Source organism: Kribbella speibonae (assembly GCF_004331375.1).
Lineage (GTDB): Bacteria > Actinomycetota > Actinomycetes > Propionibacteriales > Kribbellaceae > Kribbella > Kribbella sindirgiensis.
The window spans coordinates 1,082,410-1,102,306 of the sequence record NZ_SJKC01000002.1; the positions used below are offsets into that span (position 1 = coordinate 1,082,410).

Annotated in this window: 17 protein-coding genes; 13 read left to right on the top strand and 4 right to left on the bottom strand. The window is 70.1% G+C overall.

Annotation, left to right across the window (positions count from 1 at the left end):
- The first annotated feature begins 117 nt into the window (after window positions 1-117).
- The 5 genes from aceE (at window position 118) to E0H92_RS18435 (ending at window position 7,553) form a co-directional block, all read left to right on the top strand.
- Window positions 118-2,847, top strand: a complete 2,730-nt coding sequence (gene aceE, locus E0H92_RS18415; protein WP_238173526.1) for a pyruvate dehydrogenase (acetyl-transferring), homodimeric type — start codon at window positions 118-120, stop codon at window positions 2,845-2,847.
- Between the two features lie 108 nt (window positions 2,848-2,955).
- Complete coding sequence (locus E0H92_RS18420) at window positions 2,956-4,422, top strand: peptide MFS transporter (RefSeq protein ID WP_238152734.1); 1,467 nt, start codon at window positions 2,956-2,958, stop codon at window positions 4,420-4,422.
- Window positions 4,423-4,491: 69 nt separating this feature from the next.
- On the top strand, window positions 4,492-4,800 hold the full coding sequence (locus tag E0H92_RS18425) for a hypothetical protein (RefSeq protein WP_131462432.1): 309 nt from the start codon (window positions 4,492-4,494) through the stop codon (window positions 4,798-4,800).
- Window positions 4,797-5,882, top strand: coding sequence for a flavin-containing monooxygenase (locus E0H92_RS18430; RefSeq protein ID WP_131462431.1), 1,086 nt, complete (start codon window positions 4,797-4,799; stop codon window positions 5,880-5,882). The genes E0H92_RS18425 and E0H92_RS18430 overlap by 4 nt, the downstream gene beginning before the upstream one ends.
- A gap of 33 nt (window positions 5,883-5,915) precedes the next feature.
- Window positions 5,916-7,553: a helix-turn-helix transcriptional regulator gene (locus tag E0H92_RS18435; protein WP_131497050.1), complete on the top strand. Its 1,638-nt coding sequence runs from the start codon at window positions 5,916-5,918 to the stop codon at window positions 7,551-7,553.
- A 3-nt stretch (window positions 7,554-7,556) separates the two neighbouring features.
- Here the strand turns inward: E0H92_RS18435 and E0H92_RS18440 are convergent, their stop codons facing one another.
- The gene (locus tag E0H92_RS18440) at window positions 7,557-9,041 is read right to left on the bottom strand and encodes an FAD-dependent monooxygenase (RefSeq protein WP_131497051.1); all 1,485 of its coding nucleotides are present in this window, start codon (window positions 9,039-9,041) and stop codon (window positions 7,557-7,559) included.
- A gap of 49 nt (window positions 9,042-9,090) precedes the next feature.
- Here E0H92_RS18440 and E0H92_RS18445 point away from each other — a divergent pair, with 49 nt between their 5' ends.
- Complete coding sequence (locus tag E0H92_RS18445) at window positions 9,091-9,732, top strand: TetR/AcrR family transcriptional regulator (protein WP_131497052.1); 642 nt, start codon at window positions 9,091-9,093, stop codon at window positions 9,730-9,732.
- A gap of 34 nt (window positions 9,733-9,766) precedes the next feature.
- Window positions 9,767-10,291: a hypothetical protein gene (locus tag E0H92_RS18450; RefSeq protein WP_131497053.1), complete on the top strand. Its 525-nt coding sequence runs from the start codon at window positions 9,767-9,769 to the stop codon at window positions 10,289-10,291.
- Here the strand turns inward: E0H92_RS18450 and E0H92_RS18455 are convergent.
- Window positions 10,266-11,273, bottom strand: a complete 1,008-nt coding sequence (locus E0H92_RS18455; RefSeq protein WP_131497054.1) for a pirin family protein — start codon at window positions 11,271-11,273, stop codon at window positions 10,266-10,268. The two genes, E0H92_RS18450 and E0H92_RS18455, sit on opposite strands and share 26 nt — an antisense overlap.
- A complete protein-coding gene (locus E0H92_RS18460; protein WP_131497055.1) occupies window positions 11,270-12,313 on the bottom strand; it encodes a PHP domain-containing protein in 1,044 nt (347 codons plus the stop codon). The genes E0H92_RS18455 and E0H92_RS18460 overlap by 4 nt, the downstream gene beginning before the upstream one ends.
- Before the next feature lie 50 nt (window positions 12,314-12,363).
- Between E0H92_RS18460 and E0H92_RS18465 the strand changes: the two genes are divergently transcribed.
- The 6 genes from E0H92_RS18465 (at window position 12,364) to E0H92_RS18490 (ending at window position 19,037) form a co-directional block, all read left to right on the top strand.
- Window positions 12,364-13,578, top strand: coding sequence for a PucR family transcriptional regulator (locus E0H92_RS18465; RefSeq protein WP_238152733.1), 1,215 nt, complete (start codon window positions 12,364-12,366; stop codon window positions 13,576-13,578).
- Between the two features lie 78 nt (window positions 13,579-13,656).
- A complete protein-coding gene (locus E0H92_RS18470; RefSeq protein WP_131462424.1) occupies window positions 13,657-14,850 on the top strand; it encodes an acyltransferase domain-containing protein in 1,194 nt (397 codons plus the stop codon).
- Window positions 14,847-15,836: a beta-ketoacyl-ACP synthase III gene (locus E0H92_RS18475; protein WP_131497056.1), complete on the top strand. Its 990-nt coding sequence runs from the start codon at window positions 14,847-14,849 to the stop codon at window positions 15,834-15,836. The genes E0H92_RS18470 and E0H92_RS18475 overlap by 4 nt, the downstream gene beginning before the upstream one ends.
- A gap of 75 nt (window positions 15,837-15,911) precedes the next feature.
- The gene (locus E0H92_RS18480; protein WP_130380551.1) at window positions 15,912-16,160 is read left to right on the top strand and encodes an acyl carrier protein; all 249 of its coding nucleotides are present in this window, start codon (window positions 15,912-15,914) and stop codon (window positions 16,158-16,160) included.
- 150 nt (window positions 16,161-16,310) lie between these two features.
- Window positions 16,311-17,546 (top strand): beta-ketoacyl-ACP synthase II, encoded by a 1,236-nt coding sequence (gene fabF / locus E0H92_RS18485; protein ID WP_131497057.1) that lies wholly within the window; start codon window positions 16,311-16,313, stop codon window positions 17,544-17,546.
- A gap of 63 nt (window positions 17,547-17,609) precedes the next feature.
- The gene (locus E0H92_RS18490) at window positions 17,610-19,037 is read left to right on the top strand and encodes an acyl-CoA carboxylase subunit beta (protein ID WP_131462421.1); all 1,428 of its coding nucleotides are present in this window, start codon (window positions 17,610-17,612) and stop codon (window positions 19,035-19,037) included.
- A gap of 219 nt (window positions 19,038-19,256) precedes the next feature.
- On the opposite strand, the gene E0H92_RS18495 is transcribed toward E0H92_RS18490, so the two are convergent.
- On the bottom strand, window positions 19,257-19,754 hold the full coding sequence (locus E0H92_RS18495; protein WP_130380557.1) for a DUF3145 domain-containing protein: 498 nt from the start codon (window positions 19,752-19,754) through the stop codon (window positions 19,257-19,259).
- Window positions 19,755-19,897: the final 143 nt, after the last annotated feature.

Sequence of the window (19,897 nt, forward strand, 5' to 3'; positions counted from 1 at the left end):
GAAGGCGAAGTAGAACGCATACCGAACAGGTGACAGGATTGCGGTGAAGACAACCAGAGAGAACGGCAGGACAACGTGGCTTCCGGACACGAACCACCAGCCATCATCACCGAGGGGATGCCCACCCAGCTCCCCGACATCGACCCCGACGAGACACGGGAGTGGGTCGAATCGCTCGACGCGGTCCTGGACGAACGGGGCAAGGCGCGAGCGCGCTACCTGATGCTCAAGCTGATCGAGCGCGCCCGGGAGCGACAGGTCGGGGTGCCCGCGCTGCGGAGCACCGACTACATCAACTCGATCCCGCCCGAGCGTGAGCCCTGGTTCCCCGGTGACGAGCACATCGAGCGGCGGATCCGGGCCTTCATCCGGTGGAACGCCGCGGTGATGGTGAGCAAGGCCAACCGCAAGGGCCTGGAGGTCGGCGGTCACATCGCCACCTACCAGTCGGCCGCCAGCCTGTACGAGGTCGGCTTCAACCACTTCTTCCGCGGGAAGGACCACCCCGGCGGCGGCGACCAGATCTTCATCCAGGGTCACGCCTCCCCCGGGATGTACGCACGCGCCTTCCTCGAGGGCCGGCTGACGACGGACGACCTGGACGGCTTCCGCCAGGAGGTCTCGCGCGGCCCGCACAAGGGCCTGTCGTCGTACCCGCACCCGCGGCTGATGCCGGACTTCTGGGAGTTCCCGACCGTCTCGATGGGTCTGGCCGCGCTGAACTCGATCTACCAGGCGCGCTTCAACCGGTACCTGCACCACCGCGGTATCAAGGACACCAGCCAGCAGCACGTCTGGGCGTTCCTCGGTGACGGCGAGATGGGTGAGCCGGAGTCGCTCGGCGCGATCGGCCTGGCCGCGCGCGAGGAGCTGGACAACCTCACCTTCGTGATCAACTGCAACCTGCAGCAGCTGGACGGACCGGTCCGCGGCAACGGCAAGGTCATCCAGGAGCTGGAGGCGTTCTTCCGCGGCGCCGGCTGGAACGTGATCAAGGTGATCTGGGGCCGCGAGTGGGACAACCTGCTGGCCCAGGACCACGACGGCGCGCTGGTGAACAAGATGAACACCACGCCGGACGGTCAGTTCCAGACCTTCTCGGTCGAGTCCGGTGAGTACATCCGGAACAACTTCTTCGGCGGCGACCAGCGGCTGCAGCAGATGGTCAGCAACCTGTCCGACGAGGACCTGCGCAAGCTGCCCCGCGGCGGTCACGACTACCGCAAGGTGTACGCCGCGTTCAAGAGCGCGACCGAGCACGTCGGGCAGCCGACCGTGATCCTGGCCCAGACGATCAAGGGCTGGACGATCGAGGCGCTGGAGGGCCGGAACGCGACCCACCAGATGAAGAAGCTGACCTCGGACGACCTGAAGGCGTTCCGGGATCGGCTGTACCTGCCGATCGACGACTCCGCGCTCGAGGACGCCTACAACCCGCCGTACTTCCACCCCGGCACCGACTCGCCGGAGTACCAGTACATGATGGAGCGGCGCACGCAGCTCGGCGGTTCGCTGCCGCAGCGGCGGGTGGCGCCGAAGACCTCGCTCAAGCTGCCTGGTGACGACGTCTACAAGCCGCTGGCCAAGGGCAACAACTCCCCGGTCGCGACCACGATGGCGCTGGTCCGGCTGTTCCGCGACCTGATGAAGGACCCGGAGATCGGCGACCGGATCGTCCCGATCGCCCCGGACGAGTACCGCACGTTCGGTATGGACTCGATGTTCCCGACGGCCAAGATCTACAACCCGCACGGGCAGAACTACGAGGCCGTCGACCGCGCACTGCTGCTGTCGTGGAAGGAGTCCCAGCAGGGTCAGCTGCTGCACGAGGGCATCAGCGAGGCCGGCGCGATGGGTTCGATGATCGCGGCCGGTACGGCGTACGCGACGCACGGCGAGCCGATGATCCCGTTCTACATCTTCTACTCGATGTTCGGGTTCCAGCGGACCGGTGACTCGCTCTGGGCGTTCGGCGACCAGCTCGGCCGGGGCTTCCTGGTCGGTGCGACGGCCGGCCGTACGACGCTGACCGGTGAAGGACTGCAGCACGCGGACGGTCACTCGCCGCTGCTCGCCTCCACCAACCCGGCGGCGGTGCACTACGACCCGGGCTTCGCCTACGAGGTCGCGTACATCGTGAAGGACGGTCTGCGCCGGATGTACGGCTACGGCCTGGACAAGGACAAGCCGTTCGGCGAGGACGTCTTCTACTACCTCACGGTGTACAACGAGCCGGTGGCGCAGCCCGCCGAGCCGGAGAACCTCGACGTCGCGGGGCTGCTCAAGGGCATGTACCGCTTCGACGAGTACCAGACCGCCGAGGGTGACGACGTACCGCGGGTGCAGCTGCTCGGGTCCGGTGTCGCGCTGCCGTGGGTGCGGAAGGCCCAGCAGATCCTCGCCGAGGAGTACTCGGTGGCCGCGGACATCTGGTCCGTGACCTCGTGGAACGAACTGCGCCGCGACGCCGTCGCCGCCGAGCAGCACAACCTGCTGCACCCGGAGGAGCCGGAGCAGGTGCCGTTCGTGACTGAGCAGCTGAAGGACACGAAGGGCCCGGTCGTTGCCGTCAGCGACTTCATGCGCGCGGTGCAGGACCAGATCTCCCGCTGGGTGCCGAACGACTACACGTCGCTCGGGACCGACGGCTGGGGTCTGGCCGACACCCGGGCCGCGGCGCGGCGGCACTTCCAGGTGGACGCCGAGTCGATCGTCGTCGCCACGCTGGAGATCCTGGCCAAGCGCGGCGACGTGAAGCCGGAGGTCGCCGCCGAGGCGGCCCGCAAGTACCGCATCGACGACCCGACCGCGGTCGCCGGCGTGAAGCAGGAGGGCGCCGGAGCCTGATCCGGTCCCCACGGGCCGCTCACCCCACCGGGGTGGGCGGCCCGTTGCTTTGATCCCGGTTTGCTACGGTCGGCGCTGAGTGCTGTCGACGACGGGGAGTAGTCGAGCGTGTCGGAACTGCAACAGGCTGAGAAGACCTTCTTCGGGCATCCGCGTGGGTTGATGACGCTGTTCACGACCGAGTTGTGGGAGCGGTTCAGCTACTACGGGATGCGCGCGATCCTGTTGCTGTACCTGACCGACCAGGCGCACGGGCTCGGGCTGGGTGAGTCGCTCGGGCAGGCCGTGGTGTCGATCTACGGCGCCTCGGTGTACCTGCTCTCCGTGCTCGGCGGCTGGTTCGCGGACCGCGTGTTCGGCGCCCGTCGCACCGTCCTGTACGGCGGGAGCGTGATCGTCGCCGGCCACCTGTGTCTCGCGCTGCCGTCGAACGGTCCGGCGTACGCCGGGATCGCGCTGGTTGCCCTCGGCACCGGGCTGCTGAAGCCGAACGTGTCGACGATGGTCGGCACGCTCTACGAGCCGGGTGACACGCGGCGGGACTCGGCGTTCTCGATCTTCTACATGGGGATCAACATCGGGTCGTTCTCGGCGCCGTTCGTGGTCGGGTTCCTGCGCCGCGAGTTCGGGTTCCACGTCGCGTTCGCGGCAGCCGCGGTCGGTATGACGCTGGCACTGGTGGCGTACCTGCTGGGCCGGCGGACCCTGCACGGCCGCGGCGACACCCCGCCGAACCCACTGACCGCCGCCGACCGGCCGACGATGATCAAGGTCTCGGCCGCGGTCTTCGCGCTGCTCGCGGTGGTGTTCGCCTGGTCGGCCTGGCGATCCGGCGGCGTCGGCCCGCGGCCGGTCGTGGACGCGATCTCGTACGTGTGCTTCCTGGCGCCGATCGCGTACTTCGTGATGCTGCTGCGGAGCCCGCTGGTCACGCCGGCCGAACGGCAGCGGGTCCGGGCGTACATCCCGTTGTTCGTCGCGGCGATGCTGTTCTTCATGCTGTTCGAGCAGGCCGCGACCACGCTGACGACGTTCGCGGCGAGCCGGACGCAGCTGGACCTGTTCGGGATCGAGATCTCGCCGGAGTTCTTCCAGTCCGTCAACCCGTTCTCGATCGTCGTGCTGGCGCCGGTGTTCGCGGTGATCTGGATCCGGCTCGGCGACCGCGGGCCGTCGATCGGGCAGAAGTTCGCGACCGGTCTGCTGCTGGCCGGTATCTCGTTCGCGGTGATGGCGCTCGCCTCGTCGGTTGCCGGGGACAACCTCGCGTCACCGCTCTGGCTGGTCGGCGTGTACGTGATCCAGACGCTCGGCGAGCTGTTCCTCTCCCCCGTCGGCCTGGCCGCGACGACGGTCCTGGCGCCGCGGGCGTTCCTGAGCCAGATGATGGCGCTGTGGTTCCTCGCTCCGGCCGCGGGTCAGGCGATCACCGCCCAGCTCGTGCAGGCGACCGAGGACGCGTCCGACACGGCGTACTTCGGCGGCCTCGCGGTCGTGACGATCGTGGTCGCGTTCGCCGTCTTCGCGCTGGCGCCGTGGATCCGGCGGCATACCGACGTACGAGAAACGTCGTAGCCGCAGGCTTGGCGAGTTGCGCATTCCGTCCGACGCGGGCGGCGGGCCGGGAGACCTAGCGTCAGTGACATGACTGGCGCAAGCGTTGCTCTTCTCGCGGGGACGATGTCCACCATCCTCTTCGCGTCGAGCGCCCTGCCGATGGTGGTCCGGGCGATCCGGACCCGCGACCTCGCGTCGTACAGCCCGGCCAACCTGGTCCTGGCCAACGTCGGCAACGCCGTCCACTGCATCTACGTGGTGCACCTGCCGCCGGGACCGATCTGGATCCTGCACGGCTTCTACGTCGTGACGTCCGCGCTGATGTTGCTGTGGTGGCTGCGCTTCCACGCTTCCCGGCGCCAGATCGGACGCCCTGTCAGGGAGGTTGTTACATGAACACCATCATCATCGGCGCCGGCCAGGCCGGGCTCGCCACCGGACAGCAGCTGCAACGGCTCGGGGAGCCGTTCACGATCCTCGACAGCAACGCCCGGGTCGGCGACCAGTGGCGGTCGCACTGGGACAGCCTGCGGCTGTACTCGCCGGCGAAGTACGACGGGCTGCCCGGCCTCCCGTTCCCGGGCGATCCGTGGCACTACCCCGGCAAGGACGAGGTCGCCGACTACCTCGCGTCGTACGCCGCTCACTTCGCGCTGCCGATCCGGCCCAACGCCCGGGTCGACCGGCTCGAACGCCGCGACGACCGGTGGATCGTCACCGTCGGGCGCGAGGAGCTGACGGCCGACAACGTCGTCGTCGCGACCGGGACGTTCGGGCGTACGCCGTACCTCCCGGACTACGCGGTCGACCTGGACCCGGCGATCCGGCAGCTGCACTCGTCGGAGTACCAGCGGCCGACGCAGCTCAAGGACGGGCCGGTGCTGGTCGTCGGCGGCTCGCATTCCGGTACGGACGTCGCGTACGAGGTCGCGGAGACGCACCCGACCGTGCTGTGCGGCCGTGATCCCGGGCAGATGCCGTTCAAGCCGGGACGGCCGGGGCAGAAGGTGTTCTGGCCGATCTTCCTGTTCGTCGGGCGCCACGTCCTCACCCGCCGCTCGCCGCTCGGCAAAGTCGCGATGAAGGACCTGCGGTACCACGGCGGCCCGATGATCCGGGTCAAGCGGGCCGATCTGCTGGCTCGCGGGGTCGAGCGGGTACCCGACCGGGTCGTCGGCGTCCAGGACGGCCGGCCGCTGCTGGCGGACGGCCGGGTGCTGGACGTGGCGAACGTGGTGTGGGCGACCGGGTTCCGGCAGGTGTTCGACTGGATCAAGGTCCCGGTGGCGGGCGCCGACGGCTGGCCGCGCGAGTACCGCGGGGTCGCCGCGGACGCGCCCGGGCTGTTCTTCTGCGGACTGTGCTTCCAGTACGCCTTCAGTTCGATGGTCCTCCCCGGCGTCGGCCGGGACGCGGCGTACGTCGCCCGCAAGATCGCGGCACGCGCCGGTGCGGGCCGGAGTCTTGCCGCCGCCTGACCCGGCAGCGCATGCTGCCAGGTGGGGGTTTACATGGGGATTGTCGACGATCTGCAGCGGGCCCGGTCGGCGTTCGAGCGGCGGGACTGGGCGGTCGCGTACGAGCGGCTCGCCGCGGTCGACCGGGAGCAGAACGCGACCGGTCTGGGGCCGGACGAGCTGGGCACCCTGGCCACCGCTGCCTACCTGCTCGGCGACAGCGACGCCTGCATCCGGGCGCTGCAGCGCGGTTACCGTCAGCAGACCGAGGCCAATGACGTGCTCGGCGCGATCCGGTTCGCGTTCTGGCTGGCCCGGATCCTGAACGAGCGCGGTGAGGGGGCCGTCGGCAACGGCTGGGCGGCGCGCGCCGAGCGGTTGATGGTCGACCAGCCGGAGGACGTCGTGGAACGCGGCTACCTGCGGATCCACGACTTCTTCCGGTGCCTGGACGAGGCGGACTTCCAGGGCGCGCTGGCCGTCGGGGAGGACATCGTCGCGATCGCCCGGCGGCACGGCGACTCGGACCTGCTGGCTCAGGGCCTGGTGTGCAAGGGCCGTCTCCTGCTGTACTCCGGCCGCGTGCCGGAAGGGCTCGCGCTGATGGACGAAGCGATGGTCGGCGTCGCCGCCGGTGAGGTGTCACCGATCTTCGCGGGCAGTGTGTACTGCGCGATGATCGAAGGCTGCCAGGAAGTCCTCGACTTCGGGCGGGCGTCCGCGTGGACGGCGGCGTTGACGCGCTGGTGCGACAGTCAGCCGGACCTGGTGCCGTTCACCGGCCAGTGCGCCGTCCACCGCGGCCAGATCCTGCGGCTGCATGCGGCGTACCCGGAGGCGCTGGCGGAGTTCGAGGACGCGTGCCGGCGGTACGAGGCGTCCGGGTCGGAGGTCGCGGCAGGTCTCGCGCTGGGCGAGCGCGGCGACGTACTGCGGATTCGGGGCGACTTCAGCGGGGCGGATGCGTCGTACGACGCGGCGGCCGGGTACGGGTACGAGGCGCAGCCCGGGCGGGCCTTGCTGATGGTCGCGCGCGGGCGTGTCCCGGGGGCGCTTGCCGCCGTACGCCGGTTGCTCGCGGAGACGGGTGATCCGGTGCATCGTTCGCGGTTGCTGGCGGGTGCGGTCGAGGTGCTGCTCGCCGGTGACGCGCTCGCCGAGGCGGACGCAGCGGCCGGTGAATTGTTGACAATCGCCACCGGCTTCGGGTGCGAGGGATTGCGGGCGTCAGCGGCGTACTGCTCGGCCCTGGTGGCGTTGGCGGACGACGATCCGGACCGGGCGCTGCCGCACGCCCGCACGGCGGCGCGGTTGTGGAGTGAGCTGCGGGCGCCGTACGAGCTGGCGCGCGCGAAGGTGCTGGTCGGTCGGGCGGTCCGGTTGCTCGGCGACGACGATTCCGCGACCGCCGAGCTGACCGCGGCGTGCCGCAGCTTCGCCGGGCTCGGCGCGGAACCGGCCCGGCAGGGCGTCGAACGGCTGATCGGCCGCAGCACCGCGGGCGGGCTGACCGGGCGCGAGCTCGACGTCCTGCGCTTGGTTGCGGTGGGCAACAGCAACGCCGAGATCGCGGAGCGGCTGGTGCTGAGCGACAAGACCGTCGCCCGGCACCTCACCAACATCTTCGCGAAGCTCGACGTACCGTCCCGGACCGCGGCCGCGGCGTACGCCCGCGATCACGACCTGCTCTAGGGCCTACGCCACCCAGGTCGACAAGGCCTCGTCCAGTCCCGTCGCGGTGCCGTCCGAGGCAGCCCAGGCGACGTACCCGTCCGGCCGGATCAGTACGCCGGTGAGGTCGCCGTCGTACTTCGTGGTGAGCACGCGCACCCGCCCGGACGCGACCTCGCGCAACGGCTCCGAACCGGCCAGGTCGAGCAGCAACGGCTTGCCGTCGAGCAGGTGCTCCCCCAGTCGCGTACCGTCCGCGAACGTGAGGTCCGGCGCGCCCGAGCCGACCAGCGCGTGCGAGCCCTCGATCGGGTAGCGATGCAGGACACCGGACAACTTCTTCGCGAGGTACGTCGTACCGCCCGCCGTCTCGAGCAGGTCCTTGACCACGTTGCGCAACGCGGACGTCCGGAAATCCGTGCGCATCAAGGCGATCTGGGCGCGCGTCCAGTCCAGCACCCACTCGCCGACCGGGTGCCGTTCGGTCGTGTAGGTATCGAGGAGACCTGCGGGCGCAGTGCCCTGGATCGTCGCGGCCAGCTTCCAGCCGAGGTTGACCGCGTCACCGATCCCGAGGTTCAGACCCTGACCGCCGAAGGGCGAGTGCACGTGGGCCGCATCCCCGGCGAGCAGCACACGCCCCTTGCGGTACGACGTTGCCTGGCGCGCGTTGTCCGTGAACCTGGTCGCCGAGAGCACGCGGGTGACCGTGACGTCGACGCCGGTCACGCGCCGCAGACTGCCCTGGATCTCGTCGGCGGTGATCGGAGCCTCACGATCCTCGGGCGGTCCGTCGAACTCGACGGTCAGCACGCGCCCCGGGACCGGTCCGTGCGCGTAGAGGCCCGCCGACGTGTAGTTCCAGCCGCGAAGCAGTCCTTCGGCGCCCTCGAGCTCCACGATCGCCTGCCGACCGGTGATCGCCGGCTCGGTTCCTGGGAAGTCGAACCCGGCCAGCTTGCGGACCAGACTGCGACCGCCGTCGGCGCCGACCAACCAGCCCGCACGCACCGCGCCGTCGCTCAACTGGACGGTCACGCCCTCCTCATCGGCATCGAAGCCAGTGACCGAGGTCCCCCGCCGGATCTCGACGCCGAGCTCGGCCGCCCGCGCGCCCAGCACGGACTCGATCGCCTGCTGCCCGACCGCGACGACCGACACCGCGGGACCGGCGTCGCGGAAGTCCGGATCCGCGAAGTCCACACCGGCGGAGCTGACCATGATCCCGGCGAAGTGCCCGGCCGGCGGCGGACCGCTCGGCGCCTTCCCGCCGCGGAACGCCTTCATCTGCTCGTACGCCAGCCGCTGGTGCTCCTGCAGCGCGGGCAGCATCCCGCGCCGGTACAGGGCCTCGGCGGTCGGCACGTTGATCGACCCGGCCTTGATCGTCGGGTCGATCTCGCGCAGCCGCTCGACGACGAGTACGTCGACTCCGGCCAGCGCGAGCTCGCAGGCCAGCATCAGTCCGACCGGCCCGCCGCCGGCGATCACCACGTCCTTGTTGTCCATGGCCAGAATATTAGACCGGGTATAAAATTTGGTCCAGTACAATTCCGCCATGGCCGAGCAAGGACTGCGGGAACGCAAGAAGCAGGCGACCCGGCGGATGATCGCGGATGTGGCCACCGGCCTGTTCGTGACCCGCGGGTTCGACGCGGTGACGGTCGCCGAGATCGCCGCGGCCGCTGGGGTGTCCAAGATGACGGTCTTCAACTACTTCCCGCGCAAGGAGGACCTGTACCTGGACCGGCACCTCGACCGGCTCCAGGAACTCGAGTCTGTCGTTCGCGACCGTCCCGCCGGCGAGCCGGTGGCCACCGCGATGCGCCGCTACCATCACGAACTGCTCGCCGCCGGGCACCCACTGTCCGGCGCGATCGCGGGGGTGCACGGGTTCTGGACTGTGCTGCAGTCGAGCCCCGCGCTGATGGCGCGCATGGTCGAGCAGGAACACGAGATCGCCGACATGCTGGCCGGTGTACTGGCCGAAGAGACCGACGACGAGTTCTCGGCACGCCTGGTCGCGAACCTGCTGACCGCGACCATCACCACGATCTTCCGCACCCCAATCGGCCGGATCGTGGCCGGCGACGACGTCGAGCAGGTCCGCCGCGATCAGGTGGCCGTCATCGACCGCGCGTTCGACGCACTGGAACAAGGAATCGGTCCTCGGAGGGAGCAGCTTCACTCCGACGGGTGAGGTGCCGCCGAGGGCCAGGCCGGATGCTCGGAACGTGAGCACAACAGAGCGTCCCGTCCCCCGCTGGGCCTACGTCCTCGCCCACACGATTCCGTTCCTGACCCTGCCGTCCGGTCTCTGGCGGCTCGGCCTGGTGTTCGGTTCGTCGATGGGCATGCTCGACGACAACGGCAACCACATCTACCTCACCGGTCTCGGCGGCAAGGTGTACGTCGTCTCGCTGTCGATCTTCTCCGAGCTGGTCGCCCTGACCGCACTGGGCCTGGTCAGCCGCTGGGGCGAGATCGCGCCGCGCTGGATCCCGTTCATCGGCGGCCGGCGGGTGCATCCGTACGCCGCGATCGTGCCCGCCGTGCTGGGATCGCTGTCTCTGATGGCGATCTGGACGTACGGGTTCCGCGACGTCTTCACCAACGACTTCATCCCGTTCTCCAGCACGCCGTGGGCAGCGCTGATGATCACCTGCTACGCGCCGCTGCAACTGTGGGGCCCCGCGCTGCTGGTCCTCACCTGGGCGTACTACCGGCGCCGGGTCAGCGTGCCCGCGGTCGCGGTCTGAGCGTCGTCCCGGGCAGCGGCGGCGCCGGCAACGGGTCGCCGTCGTACCCCGGCACCATCGGGAACCGGTCGTTGCCCGCAGCATCGATCGCGGCCTGCCAGGCGTCCCGCGCGGCGACGATCTCCTCGTGCGAGCGGCCGATGAAGTTCCACCACATCACCAGCTCCTCCTCGAACGGCTCGCCGCCGAGCAGCAGGAACCGCACACCGTCGTCCGAGGCAGCGAGCTCGATCGTGTCCCGGCCGGCGCCGAGGTAGGTCATCTCGCCGAACCCCGGGTGCAGGTCCCCGACCGTCAGCGATCCGTCGACCACGAGCACGGCGTACTCGTTGGACGGGGTCAGCGGGAGGTCAAGCGATTGCCCCGGCCCGATCGTGATGTCGGCGCCGACGAGCGGGGTGTACGCCGGGGCGGGTGAGGTGACCCCGGCGACGGTCCCGATCATCACGGTCACCTGCGCGCCGTCGAGTTCGAGCCGCGGCAGGTCGGCGTACGCGTTGAAGGCGGGCGGGGTCGTCGTACGGACGTCGTTCGGCAGAGCGACCCACAACTGGGCGCCGTGCAGCCTCGGCGGGGCGTCCGGTGTGGAGACCTCGGAGTGCGCGATGCCGTTGCCGGCGGTCATGATGTTCAGCTCGCCCGGGCGGACGAACGCGTGCGACCCGACGCTGTCGCGGTGCTCGATCTCGCCCTCGAACAGCCAGCTCACCGTCTGCAGGCTCGTGTGCGGGTGCGGCGGAACCTGCATGCCGCGCTCCCCCGGTACGTCGTACGAGTCGACGCGCTGTGTCAGGTCGTCCGGTCCGTAGTGGTCCACGAAGCACCAGGCGCCGACCATCCGGCGATTCTTGTTCGGCAGCAACCGCCGCACGGTGGTCGATCGCCCCAGCACGACCTCCCGCCCTTCAAGCATCTCCAGCGCAGGCCCCTCACAGTCCCCGGTCCCGACAACCTCGTCCGGGTCCCTCTCGAGATCACTCATGACGCCGTCCATTCCGCGAGTTGGTGCTGGTCCCAGGTGTTGATGACGCGGTCCGCCGGCACACCGCAGTCCTCGGCGCGTTCGCAGCCGTACACCTGCCAGTCGAGCTGGCCGGGCGCGTGCGCGTCGGTGTCGATCGAGAACACGCAGTCCATCTCGACCGCCATCGACAGCAGCCGCTTGGGCGGGTCGAGCCGTTCAGGACGGGAGTTGATCTCGACCGCGGTACCGAACTGACGGCACGCCTCGAACACCACCTCGGCGTCGAACTCGGACTCGGGACGGGTCCCGCGCCCGCCGGTGATCAGCCGGCCGGTGCAGTGCCCCAGGACGTCCACGTGCGGGTTGGCGATCGCGCGGACCATCCGCTCCGTCATCGGCTCGGACGCCATCCGCAGCTTCGAGTGCACGCTCGCCACCACGACGTCCAGCCGCGCGAGGATCTCGGAGTCGCAGTCGAGGGAGCCGTCCTCGTTGATGTCGACCTCGATACCGTTCAGGATCGTGAAGCCGTCCAGCTCGTCCTGGAGCTTCTTGTTGAGCTCGGCAACGACCTCGAGCTGCTGCAGGCGGCGTTCGCGGGACAGGCCGTTGGCGACGGTCAGCCGCGGCGAGTGGTCGGTGAGCGCCATGTACGAGTGGCCCAGGCGGTGCGCCGTACGCGCCATCTCCTCGATCGGGCTGCCGCCGTCGGACCACTCCGAGTGCAGATGCAGGTCCGCCTTCAGCTCGGCGCGCAGGCCCTGGCCCGCACCGGTCAGCTCGCCCGCGGCGCCCTCCAGCTTGACCAGGTACGCCGGGGTCTCGCCGTCCATCGCCTCGACGATCACGGCCTCGGTCTTCGGCCCGATCCCCGGCAGCTCGGTCAGCGTCCCGGCGCGGCGCCGCGCCCGTACCTCGGCGGCCGGCAACGCGGCGATCGTGTCGGCCGCCCGCCGGTACGCCTTCACCCGGTGCGTCGGCTGCCGGTCACGCTCCAGGTAGTACCCGATCGCCCGAAGCGCCGCCACCGCGTCCGCCACACCCGCGTTGTCCGTCATCCCCCCATCTTCCGCCATTTGCCGCGGTTGGCGGGGGCTAGGGTCGGGGTGTGGTGACGAAGGCGCATCTGGCGCGGGCGGAGCGGTTGCAGGGGGCGACCGGGGCGCTCGCCACTGCCGCGATGGCGGCGATGGAGGCGAAGCTGCCGTGGTTCGCGACACTGTCGGCGCAGGACCGGTCGTGGATCGGGCTCGTCGCGCAGTCCGGGATCTCGGCGTTCGTCGAGTGGTTCCGCGACCCCGAGGCGCACTCGTCGATGCCGACCCGGATCTTCGGCTCCGCGCCGCGCGAGTTCACCCGGGTGATCTCGCTGCACCAGACCGTCGACCTGGTCCGGACCACGATCGAGACCATCGAGACCACCATCGGCACCCTGTTGCCGCCGGCCGACGTACCGATCGTCCACGAGGCCATCCAGCGGTACGCCCGCGAGGTCGCGTTCGCCGCCGCCACCGTCTACGCGCAGGCCGCCGAGATGCGCGGTGCCTGGGACGCCCGCCTGGAAGCCCTCCTCGTCGACTCGGTGATCCGCGGCGAGGCCGACGAGTCGGTCCGCTCCCGCGCCTCCGCCCTCGGCTGGACCGGAGTCGCCGGTACGACGGGAGCGGCCGAAGTCGCCGTGGTGGTCGGCCGGGCCCCGGCCGCGGAACCGGCCGAAGCACGCAACGCAGGCTCGAACGTCGCGGATCTGGTCCGGCACGCGGCCCGCGAGGCGGGTGCTGACGCTCTGTGTGCGGTCCAGGGCGACCGCCTCGTCGTAGTACTCGGCGGTACGAGCAAACCTGTCGAGATCGTACAAAAACTCGCGCCCTGGTTTGGACCCGGTCCGATCGTGGTGGGACCGGTCGTGAAGGACCTGATGTCGGCCGTGACCTCGGCCCGCGCGGCCGTCGCCGGACTCCGCGCCGCGGTGGCCTGGCCAGGCGCCCCACGACCCGTGCCGGCCGACGAACTGCTCCCGGAACGGTCACTCTCCGGAGACGGCCACGCGCGCCGGCAGCTCGCCAACGAGGTCTACGGCCCGCTCACCGTAGGCGATGGCGTGCTCCTCGACACGGTCTCGGCGTACCTGGACTCGGGCGGATCGATCGAGGCGACGGCCCGGGCGATGTTCATCCACGCCAACACCGTCCGGTACCGGCTGAAGCGTGTGGCGGACATCACCGGGTACAACCCGCTCGATCCCCGCGACAGTTTCACGTTGCGTGTCGCACTGACCTTGGGCCGCCTGCTCAATCCCGAGCCCGGAAGCACCGTTTTGTAGGATCTCCACAAACCGGTCCCGGAGAATTCGTGCTCGCCTTTCCGCTCACGACCGGCAGCTGTGAGGGAGAGTGGTCACGTGCTCGTCATCGTCGCGCCCGGTCAGGGTGCCCAGACCCCAGGATTCCTCGAGCCGTGGCTGGCGGATCCCGTGTTCGAGAGCCGGCTGAACTGGCTCTCCGCGGTCGCCGGTCTCGACCTCGCCCACTACGGCACCGAAGCCGACGCGGACACGATCCGGGACACCGCGATCGCGCAGCCGCTGCTGGTCGCCTCCAGCATGCTGGCCGCGCTGGCGGTCTTCCCGCACCCGGCCGACGCCTTCGCGAAGGTCGGCGCGGTCGCCGGTCACAGCGTCGGTGAGCTCGCCGCCGCGGCCGGTACCGGTGTGCTGTCCGCCGAGCAGGCGATGGTCCTGGTCCGCGAGCGCGGCAAGGCGATGGCCGCCGCGGCCGCGCTGACGCCGACCTCGATGACCGCGGTGCTGGGCGGCGACCGCGACGAGATCCTCGCCAAGCTCGCCGAGCACGGCCTGACCCCCGCCAACGACAACGGCCCCGGCCAGATTGTTGCCGCAGGCACCGTCGAGGAGCTGGCCGCGCTGGCCGCCGATCCGCCCGCGAAGGCCCGGCTGATCCCGCTGTCGGTGGCCGGTGCGTTCCACACCCGGCACATGGAGCCGGCCGTCCAGACGCTGGCGAAGTACGCGACCGCGATCAGCACCCACGACCCGCGGACCCGCCTGATCTCGAACCGCGACGGCCACGTCGTCCACGACGGCCGCGACGTCCTGCAGCGGCTCGTGGACCAGGTGAACGCGCCGGTCCGCTGGGACCTGTGCATGCAGACGATGGCCGACCTCGAGGTGACCGGCATCCTGGAACTCCCGCCGGCGGGCACCCTGACCGGGATCGCCCGGCGCGCCCTCAAGGGCGTCGAGACGTTCGCCCTCAAGACCCCGGACCAGCTCGACGACGCCCGCGCGTTCGTCGAGAAGCACGGCAGCCCGTCCGAGATCGACGCCTCCCCCACCTGGCGCCTGCTGGTCGCCCCGATCAAGGGCACGTTCACCCGCAAGGTCGACGTACTGCGGGAGTCCGGCGCGACTGTCGAGGCCGGCGAGGTCGTCGCGAAGGTGGCGAGCCTGCGCGACGAGGTCGACGTGACCGCGCCGCACGGCGGCATCGTGGTCGAATGGCTCGTCGAGGAGGGCGACCCGGTCGCCCCCGGTCAGCCCCTCGTCCGCCTGCACCCCGCCGGGAGCAACGCATGATCACCGCGTCGACAGGTTCGCAGTACGCCGGAATTCTCGGGATCGGGTCGTACCGGCCGCGCCGCGCGGTGCCGAACGCCGAGATCCTTGAGCAGATCGACTCCAGCGACGAGTGGATCCAGACCCGCTCCGGGATCAAGGAGCGGCGCTGGGCGAGCGAGGACGAGACCGTCCTGATGATGTCGGTGAACGCCGCCAAGGAAGCGCTCGCCGACGCTGGCATCGACCCGTCCGAGATCGGCTGCGTGATCGTCGCGACCGTCACGCACCTGTACCAGACGCCGGCGATCGCGACCCGGATCGCGGTCGAGGTCGGCGCCCCGACGGCCGCCGCGTTCGACATCTCCGCAGCCTGTGCGGGCTTCTGCTACGGCATCGCGATGGCCAACGACCTGGTCCGCGGCGGCAGCGCGAAGTACGTACTGGCGATCGGGGTCGAGCGACTCAGCGACATCACCGACCGGACCGACCGCGGTACGGCGTTCATCTTCGCCGACGGCGCCGGCGCCGCGATCGTGGGACCGACCGACGAACCGGGCATCGGCCCGGTGGTGTGGGGCTCCGACGGCACGCAGCACCAGGTGATCAGCCAGAAGGAGTCCTGGCAGGAGGTGCACGGCAACCACAACTGGCCGCACCTGACGATGGACGGCAACCCGGTGTTCCGCTGGGCGTCGTTCGAGATGGCCAAGGCCGCGCAGCAGGCGCTGGACGTGGCCGGTGTGAAGGCGGAGCAGCTCGACCTGTTCGTCCCGCACCAGGCGAACATGCGGATCACCGACGCGATGCGCCGTACCCTCAAGCTGCCCGAGCACGTGAAGATCGCCCGCGACATCGAGCGCCAGGGCAACACGTCCGCGGCCTCCATCCCGCTCGCGATCACCGCGATGCGCGAGTCCGGCGAGGCCAAGAGCGGCGACCTCGCGCTCATCATCGGCTTCGGCGCGGGGCTCGTCTACGCGGCCCAAGTGATCCGGCTTCCGTAGTCCATAGTTGTCCGGGGCAGCTCAGGTGGCTGCACCGGCAGTAAGTCAGCAGAAATCCGAAAGGGAACCCAAGAGATGGCCAGCACCGAAGAGATCCGTTCCAGCCTCGCCGAGATCGTGAACGAGATCGCCGGCATCCCGGTCGAGGACGTCCAGCTGGACAAGTCCTTCACCGACGACCTCGACGTCGACTCGCTCTCCATGGTGGAGGTCGTGGTGGCCGCCGAGGAGAAGTTCGACGTGAAGATCCCCGACGACGAGGTCAAGAACCTGAAGACCGTCGGCGACGCGGTCGCGTTCATCGAGCGCGCCCAGAACGGCTGACGTCCGCCGTCACCGTGCTGGCCCGGGTGCTCATCGGGCCCTTCTTGGCACCGGTCCTGGCACCGGCGGTCCGATGAGCACCACGCAGCACACGCAGTACCCACCCCTCGCTCCCAACCGCAGAACGCTCATGTGAAGGATGAGGTAACCATGTCGAAGACCCGAGTCGTCATCACCGGACTCGGAGCCACGACTCCGCTCGGCGGCGATGTGACCAGCACCTGGGAAGGGTTGCTGGCCGGTCGCTCCGGCGCACGGCGGCTGACCGACGAGTGGGTGCAGAACCTGGCGGTCCAGATCGCCGCACCGGTCGCCGTCGAGCCGACCGAGGTCATCGAGCGCGTCAAGGCCCGCCGTCTCGACCGTACGGCGCAACTCGCCGTCGTCGCCGCCCGCGAGGCCTGGGCCGACTCCGGCCTGGAGGACTCCGGGCTCGACAAGGAACGGCTCGGGGTCGCGGTCGCGTCCGGGATCGGCGGCCTGCACACCACGCTGTCGAACTACGACGCCCTGCAGTCCAACCCGCGCCGGGTGTCGCCGCTGGCGATCCCGATGCTGATGCCGAACTCGTCGGCGGCGTACGTGTCGCTGGAGCTTGGCGCCAAGGCCGGCGTCCACACCCCGGTGTCGGCCTGCGCGTCCGGCAACGAGGCGATCTGGCTGGGCCTGGACCAGATCCGGCTCGGCCGCGCGGACGTAGTGGTCGCCGGTGGCGCCGAGGGCGCGATCATGGCGCTGCCGCTGGCCGCGTTCGGGATGATGCAGGCACTCAGCAAGCGCAACGACGACCCGGAGAAGGCCTCGCGTCCGTGGGACCTGGACCGCGACGGGTTCCTGCTCGGTGAGGGCGCCGGCATCCTGATCCTGGAGTCGTACGAGCACGCCAAAGCGCGCGGCGCGAAGATCTACGCCGAGCTCGCCGGCGCGGGCATCTCCGCCGACGGCCACGACATCGCGCAGCCCGACCCGACCGGTTCCGGTGCGCGGCGGGCGATGCAGCGGGCGCTGTCCGAGGGCGACCTGACCCCGGCCGACATCTTCCACATCAACGCGCACGCCACCTCGACGCCGCAGGGCGACATCGCCGAGTCGATCGCGATCCGGCAGGCGCTCGGCAAGGACGCCGACCACGCGGTCGCCACCGCGCCGAAGTCGATGATCGGTCACCTGCTCGGCGGCGCCGGCGCGGTCGAGTCGGTCGCCACCGTGCTCGCGCTGAAGAACCGGGTCTCGCCGCCGACCATCAACGTCGACAAGCTCGACGACCAGATCGAACTCGACGTCGCGACCGAGCAGCGCAAGCTGCCCGACGGCGACATCGCCGCCCTGAACAACTCCTTCGGCTTCGGCGGCCACAACGCCGCCATCGCCTTCAAGTCGGTCTAGCACGCCGTCCGCCGCCCGGCGGGACCCCCGCCGGGCGAGTTCCTTCACCCCCCGGAGGACCCCATGACCACGACCGCACCGGCGAAACCGGCCAAGCTCCCCCGGGAACTCGACCCGCGCAACCCCGTCACCCGGCTGACCAACTTGCTCGACCCGGGCAGCCTGGAGCTGCTCACGCCGGACAACCTGTCCGGGATGGTCGCTGCCCGCGGCACCGTCGAAGGTGCGCCGGTGGTCGCGTTCTGTTCCGATGCGACCGTGATGGGCGGCGCGATGGGCGACGAGGGCTGCGACGTCGTCGTACAGGCGTACGAGGTGGCGCGGGCGGAGCAGGTGCCGATCATCGGCCTGTGGCACTCCGGCGGCGCCCGGCTGGCCGAGGGCGTACTCAGCCTGCACGCCGTCGGCAAGATCTTCTACGCGATGACGCAGGCCTCCGGGAAGATCCCGCAGATCTCCGTCGTCCTCGGCCCGGCCGCCGGCGGAGCGGCGTACGGTCCGGCGCTGACCGACATCGTCATCCTCGGTCCGGAGGGCCGGATCTTCGTGACCGGCCCGGACGTGGTCCGCTCGGTCACCGGTGAGGACGTCGACATGCTCCGCCTCGGCGGCCCCGAGCCGCACGGGCGACGGTCCGGCGTCGTCCACATCACCACCGACACCGAGGCGGCCGCGCTCGAGCAGGCCCGCCGGCTGGCCGACCTGCTCGCCAACCAGGGCAGGATCTCGACCGCGATCCCGGACACCGACCTGTCCGGGTTCCTGCCCGAGTCGGCGAAACGCGCGTACGACGTCCATCCGCTGGTCGGAGGGGTGCTCGACGAGGATTCAGGCGTCGAGCTCCACCAGCGGTGGGCGCCGAACATCGTCACCACGCTCGGCCGGCTCGGCGGCCGCACGATCGGTGTGATCGCGAACAACCCGCTCCGGCTCGGTGGTTGCCTGGACGCCCTGTCCGCGGAGAAGGCGTCCCGGTTCGTGCGGATGTGCGACGCGTTCGGCGTACCGCTCGTCGTCCTGGTCGACGTGCCGGGGTATCTGCCCGGTGTCGGTCAGGAGTGGGACGGCGTCGTACGGCGTGGCGCCAAGCTGCTGCACGCGTTCGCGGAGGCCGTCGTACCGCGCGTGACGCTGGTGACCCGGAAGACGTACGGCGGGGCGTACATCGCGATGAACGCCCGCTCGCTGGGCGCGACCCGGGTGTTCGCCTGGCCGCGCGCCGAGGTCGCCGTGATGGGCGCGGTCGCGGCCATCCGGGTCCTGCACCGCCGCAAGCTCGCCGAGGTGGCGCCGGAGCTCCGGCCCCAGGTCGAGGCGGAGCTGGCCGCGGAGCACGAGAAGATTGCCGGCGGCATCGACCGGGCGATCGAGATCGGCGTCGTCGACGAGGTCGTCGAACCGGCCCGGACCCGCACCGCCCTCGCCACCGCCCTGGCCAAGGCCGAAGCCGACGGCCCGATCCGCGGGACCCACGGCAACATCCCGCTGTAGAACATCCTTGAAACGGCTTGAAGGGCACGGATCCGAAGATCCGTGCCCTTCACGTGGTGCGGCCGCTGTTGTTAACAACCACCGGGGGTGTCCCGACACCCGGTGGCCCAGCGGCCACGGCCCCTCCCACCCTTGTAGAACGTCTGATGCTCAGTCTCACCGAAAAGTTCGGCGAAGTCCCCGAGTTCACAGGTTTCTTCTGAAGTTCTCAGCAAGCCTTCAGACGACCTGGTGGAGCCAGCGCACGGGGGCGCCGTCGCCGGCGTAGCGGAAGGGCTCGAGTTCGTCGTCCCACGGGCGGCCGAGCAAACGCTCGACCTCCTCGGTCAGGTCGGCTTCACCGCTCGCCGCCTTCAGCATGGCCGCCTTCAGCCGCTCCTCGGGCACCATGATGTCGCCGTGGACGCCGGTTGTCGCGTGGAAGACGCCCAGCGCCGGAGTGAATGAGTACCGCTCGCCCTCGACCCCGTTGCTCGGCTCTTCGGTCACCTCGAACCGGAGCTTCTGCCATCCGCGCAGCGCGGATGCCAGCTTCGCCGCCGTGCCGGCCTCAGCCTGCCACGACAGCTCGGCCCGGTACTGGCCCTGGGCCGCCGGTTGCGGTGTCCAGTCAAGTTTCACGGGCACGCCAAGGATGCCGCCCGCGGCCCACTCGACATGCGGGCACAACGCTGACGGCACCGTGTGGACGTACAGAACGCCACGAGTCGTCGCCACCGGGACCTCCTGTGCTCGAGGGGCGCCTTCCCCAGCGTTCTCGAACAGTTCCGTCGATCCCGGCGGTACCAGTCTCTCAAGGCATCACAAACAGCCCCGCGAAACTCTGGTACATCTTGCACCACCACTCCCTCAAACACCAG

Bases quoted from the DNA above. Each gene is read 5' to 3' on its own strand.
- E0H92_RS18480 (WP_130380551.1), top strand. From the start codon at position 15,912: ATGGCCAGCACCGAAGAGATCCGTTCCAGCCTCGCCGAGATCGTGAAC.
- E0H92_RS18440 (WP_131497051.1), bottom strand. From the start codon at position 9,041: ATGGACAACAAGGACGTGGTGATCGCCGGCGGCGGGCCGGTCGGACTG.
- E0H92_RS18435 (WP_131497050.1), top strand. From the start codon at position 5,916: ATGGGGATTGTCGACGATCTGCAGCGGGCCCGGTCGGCGTTCGAGCGG.
- fabF (WP_131497057.1), top strand. From the start codon at position 16,311: ATGTCGAAGACCCGAGTCGTCATCACCGGACTCGGAGCCACGACTCCG.
- E0H92_RS18430 (WP_131462431.1), top strand. From the start codon at position 4,797: ATGAACACCATCATCATCGGCGCCGGCCAGGCCGGGCTCGCCACCGGA.
- aceE (WP_238173526.1), top strand. From the start codon at position 118: ATGCCCACCCAGCTCCCCGACATCGACCCCGACGAGACACGGGAGTGG.
- E0H92_RS18460 (WP_131497055.1), bottom strand. From the start codon at position 12,313: ATGACGGACAACGCGGGTGTGGCGGACGCGGTGGCGGCGCTTCGGGCG.
- E0H92_RS18455 (WP_131497054.1), bottom strand. From the start codon at position 11,273: ATGAGTGATCTCGAGAGGGACCCGGACGAGGTTGTCGGGACCGGGGAC.
- E0H92_RS18490 (WP_131462421.1), top strand. From the start codon at position 17,610: ATGACCACGACCGCACCGGCGAAACCGGCCAAGCTCCCCCGGGAACTC.
- E0H92_RS18445 (WP_131497052.1), top strand. From the start codon at position 9,091: ATGGCCGAGCAAGGACTGCGGGAACGCAAGAAGCAGGCGACCCGGCGG.
- E0H92_RS18475 (WP_131497056.1), top strand. From the start codon at position 14,847: ATGATCACCGCGTCGACAGGTTCGCAGTACGCCGGAATTCTCGGGATC.
- E0H92_RS18425 (WP_131462432.1), top strand. From the start codon at position 4,492: ATGACTGGCGCAAGCGTTGCTCTTCTCGCGGGGACGATGTCCACCATC.